We start from the raw sequence: 6,090 nt of genomic DNA, 5'->3' as shown, positions 1-6,090 counted from the left end.
CCGATGACCGGAGAGAGGAACCGTCTTAGCGATCAGAAAGCCATTCGGCCCCGGAGAGATCACCAGCAAAGTCGCCACGGCGATAAAGGCGAAAATAGCATTTAAATCCATTTTAGGTCTCCGGTGGTTGGGGAGTTAGGCATCCTGTTTAAGGAACTATAATAGCTGGGTTATCGGAGCTTCGAGTGCTAAAAATTAATCTGGTAGTGGGATAGAATTTTGAGATGGAAAGAAAAACGGCCAGCATAGCTCGACCGTTTTTAGAAACTGTAAAAAGATATCGTTTAAAAAGCTGATACATCGTGGCTATGTGAGATAAAAGGATCTATTAGTGCATTTCAATTACCGTAACTGCGTTTTAAAAAATCAATTACAAACTTCGCACTTGTATATGCAGCATAATTATGGACTGCATCATTTTTTTCACTGTCAGCATAATCACATACAGACTTTGCTACAAAGGAATCTATTTCCATTGATTCACATGCATTCATAAAACCATATGACTCCATTTCCAAAGCAAGCATTTTACGATTGCCTTCTAAAACTTTATCGATTATCGATTGATTAGCTACAACTTGTGAGCCACAAGCCATTGGCGCCAAGTGAACTTTGGGTGGAGTAGATCCACGCTCACCTTCCCAGTCTTTATAAATCGAAGTTAAATTAGCCTCATTGGAAGCATATAATTTTATTTTATTCTTAAGATTCCGAGACAATGATATTTGATGCGGTTCTGGCAAAAATTTTTCAGTAGAGTTTTCTTTATCTTCTACTATTTTACCAGCACTCCAATCCCAAACGCATTCAGCGACGACAATATCGCCTAAATCAACCTTACCTTTAACACCAGCGCAAATCCCCACCATTACCATCAAATTTGGCTTGAATAACAAACCTGTTTTTGTAGTGATAAAGGAAGCAGCAGAGCTACCCATCCTATCACTAGAAATTGCTGCCAAAGAAATCGTACGACCACTATCCAAAGCCAAGGAACCAATATTAAACTTCAAGCCACCAATAACAACAGCAGACCACGAACAATCAATATCTAAAACAGCCTCAAGTTCTGTATGTTCTAAAGCAGTTACTATAGCAACATCGACACTTATGCCATTTGACTTTTTCGACATACAATCTACTTTAGAAACCAACAAATCAGACCAGACCTTATACTCAGACTCAAAGTTAAAAAGGGGCCACCCATGAGCCATAAACAGATCCTTGACAGTATCAAACCCATCACAATGACTTGTTAAACCCATAACGAAATAAGGCATATAAATATCGTCATATACTGCAATTTTGTATAAAAAGTCAGTACCACCGGATATAGATACATCACCTCCTTCAATATCCGGTATTTGCACATCCAAAATAACAATATCATATTGAAACTGTTTCATAAGTGAATAGGCCTCACTTGAACTTCTAGCTGAAACAATTTCAGGTTTTTTTTTGCCATCAAAGATGGCATGAATTCTATTTACTTTTTCATAATTATCTTCTACAAGCAATATATTCATTAAAACACAATCTCGTCAATCAAAGTCCAAAGTTTATTTTTCCATGAATTCGTAGCTGCATTAAAATAAATACTTCCACGAAATACATCACGATGATCTTTATAAAGCTTTTCAGTTAGTTTACTAAGGGATATCTGTTTTTCATCCGTCCCAAAGCTATCATACTGGGTCACTACAATTACAGGTGTCTTATGGCCCATCAATGTCATTTGAGACAAGAAGTCCTCACCTGCATAACTTTCAGGATTCCCCCCTGAAGGATCCTTTTCGGATACATCAAAACTTGGCATACTCATATCAAGAACGATCAAATCAAATCCCTCAGCGGAGTCGATCACTTTGAATAAGGCGCTAGAAAAGGAACGTGCAAAATCGACTGATAAATCTTCGAATCTTGATTCAAGAAATGAAAAAATGGCATCAGCCTTATATTTATCATCCTCAGCTATTAGTATTCTCATTAAGGATTACTCCAGATTCTAGACTAATTGTTATAGAAGAGCAGAAGGTTTCACTATCAAGATAAGCAAGCTTAACCACACCTTTAGAACCTAGCTCATGTTTAAGAATACTTGATATTTTTGCGACACCTGACCCCCCCTCTTTTTGTAGCAAATCTTGGAGACTTCTGTCATTCATACCCTCTGTATACTTCCTCAATCTGACATTTTCTTGAACAATATCACCATCAAAAAAAGTACTATTCGTCATAGATAAAACAATACTACCCGAGTCCATAACAGCTTCAATACCAACCCTTAACTGTTTTTTATCATAAACAGAATGCTTCATTGCATTACTCAATAAGTTATAAACAATATCAACTAGTGGAGAAAGAGCTTTATGGGAAACCCTCATTTGCGCAGTGGAAACAATCTCTATGGAATTTGACATCAACATCGTACCAGCTATATCAGTAACAATATCAAATGTATACTCTCTTTCATCTATAGCGCTATCTATAACAAACCATCCTTTTACTATAGATAATTGACTCGAAAAAGATTTCCTAACTTTCGCCAACCTAGAAATAAACTCTCGAGAAATTGGAACAGAGTATTCAGAGGATATTTTCTCGACTCTCGAAATAAACCGATCAGTGATTTTTGCAAGGTCTTCACTAATTCGATGTTCAATTTCCTCATGTACTCGTTTGCATGCTTGTGACAAACGTTCTTCCAGCCAATGATTAATTAACTCCCAGCACTCATTTATAGAAGGATACTCATTCAAAGAAGAACGAAGCCGGTATAAGTCTTTGGCATCGACATTGAAGTTGAATGCATTGTCTACAGTACCTTTCCCGTTCGCAGTAACTTGTATTGTTTCGTCTCTGAATCCTCTGACAAGGCTAATAATATCCTTATTAAAAATGTTATGAGCAGTCGAAAGCTCATCTAAAACATCTTTACTGACATTAGGCATAAAACGAACCAGTTCAGCTTCAAAATCAATTGCCTCTTCAGATACAACACCTTCATCGATTGCCGGCCCTAATAAAGTCGTCAGCAATGTCCCATGCCTAACTCTGGTACTTAAATAAACATTGAGACCTTTAATCCCAAAGCAGTACTCTTCAACAACACACTTAATCATAGAAAACAAGTACTTAGATCTTTTATCCGGAATACTTAGGTAGGCACTCAATTGATTAGATAAAATATTTACGAACTCATTATTTACTGAACTTTCTTTACTGCCTTTCTCAAGATTCAAATAAATCTCCGCAAGGCTTTTTTCATAAATATCATCTAGCGGAGCACAGCTTATATAATCATTATAACACTCAGAAAATTCATCCCAGGTTTTCGTCCTAACAAAGTCTATATCTGCATAAACTTTTGAACTCGACACCTGCTTTGCAGCACTATCTAAAACCTTTCTCTTGGAAAGTTCTTTAGACTCGAAAACCAGCTTATCTGTATTTCCAATCTTTCTACTGCTTAATAAATTACATATCTTTATTCGCTCATCAAATGCATCAACTTGATATCGAAATAGCATTGATTTTACAAGAATATCTCTATTGCATACATGCTCAAGAAACTCTACAACATTTAGATCATCATCAGAGAATGACAAGTCACTGGGCACACTTAAACCTTTATATCTAACGTAGTTAGCCAGCGCCATAGCGGTTGCATTCTTATTAATACTATTATTATTTATAACACCATACCAGTACAAAACCAAAGGCAATTCAACAGCTTTTACACTTGATATTTCATCAATAGCTCTTTCATACAAATCATTGATCGCAAAATATTCAAGCGCACCCTCATGGTCTCTAACTAACTCAACAAAAAACTTCAAAGCATTTAGCGTCTTTCCATTTTTGCATAGAGCAAACATGTAATCTCTTTTCATCTCGCAATCATGACTGATATCATTTTCTTCATAGAGATCAATAGCATCTTGATATCGACCATAACCAACAAGCCTCCTTCCAATATATTTGACCTGCCTTATATCTAATTCTTTCGGCACATCATCAGTAGACCCAAACAAAAGAACATTGTTAAAATTATTATAAGTACTACCAAACATCCCTTCTAAAGGAGAAACTTCACCTTGTACCAAGTAGCACTTTAGCGGTGTATTAATATTGGAAAATTTCGCTGACACGCTAGAAAGATCATAACCAAAGACAAAGCCATCCGCTTTAACCTCAGACAACAAAAAATTATAAACACCATAAAAATATGAGCTAAAACGAAATGCCCAACAAATATTACCCAAAACGTTAAACGAAGACTCAAAATTATTTTTCTTCCTAACAACATCAGCCAAATAGTTTATAATACGATGCAAAAAACAACTAGGTATATACCTTACATCCATATACGAAACAGTCTTTGACAAGATATAAACAACACCTAAATCATCATCAATATTACCAAATTCATCAAATACCGACTCGTAGTTTGACGAAGTATAACTATCAAAAAACCTTGAATCAAAATACTTACAGGCAGAAGTATCGACTAAACCATAATACCTATGACCAATTGAATTTAAAAAACTTAACCCATCATATTCTTTATCACAACCAGTGCCTTTCAGGCACATTTCAAGGACTAAAAACTCAAACGCCTTGTACACATCAATCAAACTAGAGTTGAATTCTATAGCTAGCACCTTATATCTATCAAAATCAGCTTCCGGGTTGTACCCCAAAAACCTATATGCAGCTATATCTCTGACGACTTGATTTTCAAAAACGTCTAACTGACTAATAAAACTCTTAGTTATACTCTCACCATCTAACTCATCCAAGTTAAAACCATGCTGCTTCAAAAACAACTTTGCAAGATCGCTTACGTTAGAGTATTTATGGTTAACATCAGTTCCCATCAATTTTGAAAGGGATATTTTATTATTTTCCAACCAAAAAGAAGATCCATAGTTCTTCTCAATTTCATCCAAAACTTCTTCGGCTTTATTATAAGAACCTAATAATAGCTCATCTTCAAAAACCCTCTCTAACCTTACAAAGTTCTCCAAGTAATCTCGGTAAAAAAACAGAATACCAAAACTAAAATAAAATATCTGATCATCAGACCTATCTACAAGCTCCCTAGGCACTCCAATAGTTTTTATATCCTTTGCTTCAATATCAACCAACCCTCTATAGCAAGATCTTTCAAAAAGATAGTTCTTCAATGCTACTGACAAGAAAACAGGTATTTTATTAGGCGAAAGATTATTAAAAGCTTTATTAATAGCACTCTCTGGACTACTACTTGAACGTAAAATTTTATCAATAGCACTTGGCTTTCTTTTCTTCAAAATAAATATCCATATATAATTTAGCCTTGTTTTGAAACAAACAACTCAAAACATCAATATCAAATAGAGAAATAGTATCTGAAAGATTAGATCAATAGAAATTAAGACCTTACAATCTGACTGCTTCCCTGCCATACGCTCATGCGTTTATTTGCTCTTAATCTAAGAGCTGCAGGTGACTGTTCCGTTAAATGGAGCATCCACATACTTCCGTAATTCTTTGATTTTTCAGTCTATCCGTTCACCTAAATTAGCGGAACCCACCAATAAGTATTAGATATCTTTTTCAGGCAGGTATTTGATGTGTGGCAGATAGACCGGTAGGCATTCCCACGTAGAACGTGGGAACGAGCCCTGTCCTGAGTATTCGCCTCCCAACATCTGCTTACCTGCTTTCCCCGTACAAGCCTGACACTCTTTTTAACTGCAGGCGGTACATCTATGTTTTCTCTCTTTAAGTCTGACCCGACCAAGAAACTGAAAAAGGAATACGCGGCTAAGCTGGAGCAGGCGATGCTGGCTCAGCGTAATGGCGATATTAAAAGTTATTCGTTTCTGACGGAGGAGGCGGAGGCGATCTATCAGCAGATTACGGCGCTGGAGGCGGAGGAATCCAGGTAAGGGCGGTATGCATTACCACGCGGAGAGGCTGTGAAAGTATTCCGGTTATACTACCCGCCTGAAGTCATCGAACAGGATTACAGACTTTATGGCGGGTAAACCTTACCGGAACACCGAGAACCGGCATCAATTTTCTCTGTTTGCCGATCATCTG

The 6,090-nt window shown here is 36.7% G+C and carries 4 protein-coding genes and 1 pseudogene; 1 reads left to right on the top strand and 4 read right to left on the bottom strand.

Translation table 11 applies throughout. From position 1 onward, the window contains the following. From ACN5L8_RS15005 to ACN5L8_RS14990, 4 genes and pseudogenes are all read right to left on the bottom strand, one after another. Positions 1-111: pseudogene (locus ACN5L8_RS15005) on the bottom strand (LysE family translocator); the annotation flags it as partial. Between the two features lie 227 nt (positions 112-338). Next, positions 339-1,526 carry a response regulator gene (locus ACN5L8_RS15000; protein WP_419173415.1) on the bottom strand — a complete coding sequence of 396 codons (1,188 nt, stop codon included), beginning with the start codon at positions 1,524-1,526 and terminating at the stop codon, positions 339-341. Continuing rightward, positions 1,526-1,987 carry a hypothetical protein gene (locus ACN5L8_RS14995; protein WP_419173414.1) on the bottom strand — a complete coding sequence of 154 codons (462 nt, stop codon included), beginning with the start codon at positions 1,985-1,987 and terminating at the stop codon, positions 1,526-1,528. The genes ACN5L8_RS15000 and ACN5L8_RS14995 overlap by 1 nt, the downstream gene beginning before the upstream one ends. Continuing rightward, a complete protein-coding gene (locus ACN5L8_RS14990; RefSeq protein ID WP_419173413.1) occupies positions 1,968-5,315 on the bottom strand; it encodes a hypothetical protein in 3,348 nt (1,115 codons plus the stop codon). The genes ACN5L8_RS14995 and ACN5L8_RS14990 overlap by 20 nt, the downstream gene beginning before the upstream one ends. Before the next feature lie 441 nt (positions 5,316-5,756). Here ACN5L8_RS14990 and ACN5L8_RS14985 point away from each other — a divergent pair, with 441 nt between their 5' ends. After that, the gene (locus ACN5L8_RS14985; RefSeq protein WP_419173412.1) at positions 5,757-5,936 is read left to right on the top strand and encodes a DUF6435 family protein; all 180 of its coding nucleotides are present in this window, start codon (positions 5,757-5,759) and stop codon (positions 5,934-5,936) included. Positions 5,937-6,090: the final 154 nt, after the last annotated feature.

The organism is Halobacteriovorax sp., assembly GCF_048381875.1.
Lineage (GTDB): Bacteria > Bdellovibrionota > Bacteriovoracia > Bacteriovoracales > Bacteriovoracaceae > Halobacteriovorax_A > Halobacteriovorax_A vibrionivorans.
The sequence above is the reverse complement of the archived record's forward strand: the minus strand, read 5'-3'. Positions and strand labels throughout refer to the sequence as shown.

What these genes read in the sequence shown, in the direction of transcription:
- ACN5L8_RS15000 (WP_419173415.1), bottom strand. Translation starts at nt 1,526, where the DNA reads ATGAATATATTGCTTGTAGAAGATAATTATGAAAAAGTAAATAGAATT.
- ACN5L8_RS14995 (WP_419173414.1), bottom strand. Translation starts at nt 1,987, where the DNA reads ATGAGAATACTAATAGCTGAGGATGATAAATATAAGGCTGATGCCATT.
- ACN5L8_RS14985 (WP_419173412.1), top strand. Translation starts at nt 5,757, where the DNA reads ATGTTTTCTCTCTTTAAGTCTGACCCGACCAAGAAACTGAAAAAGGAA.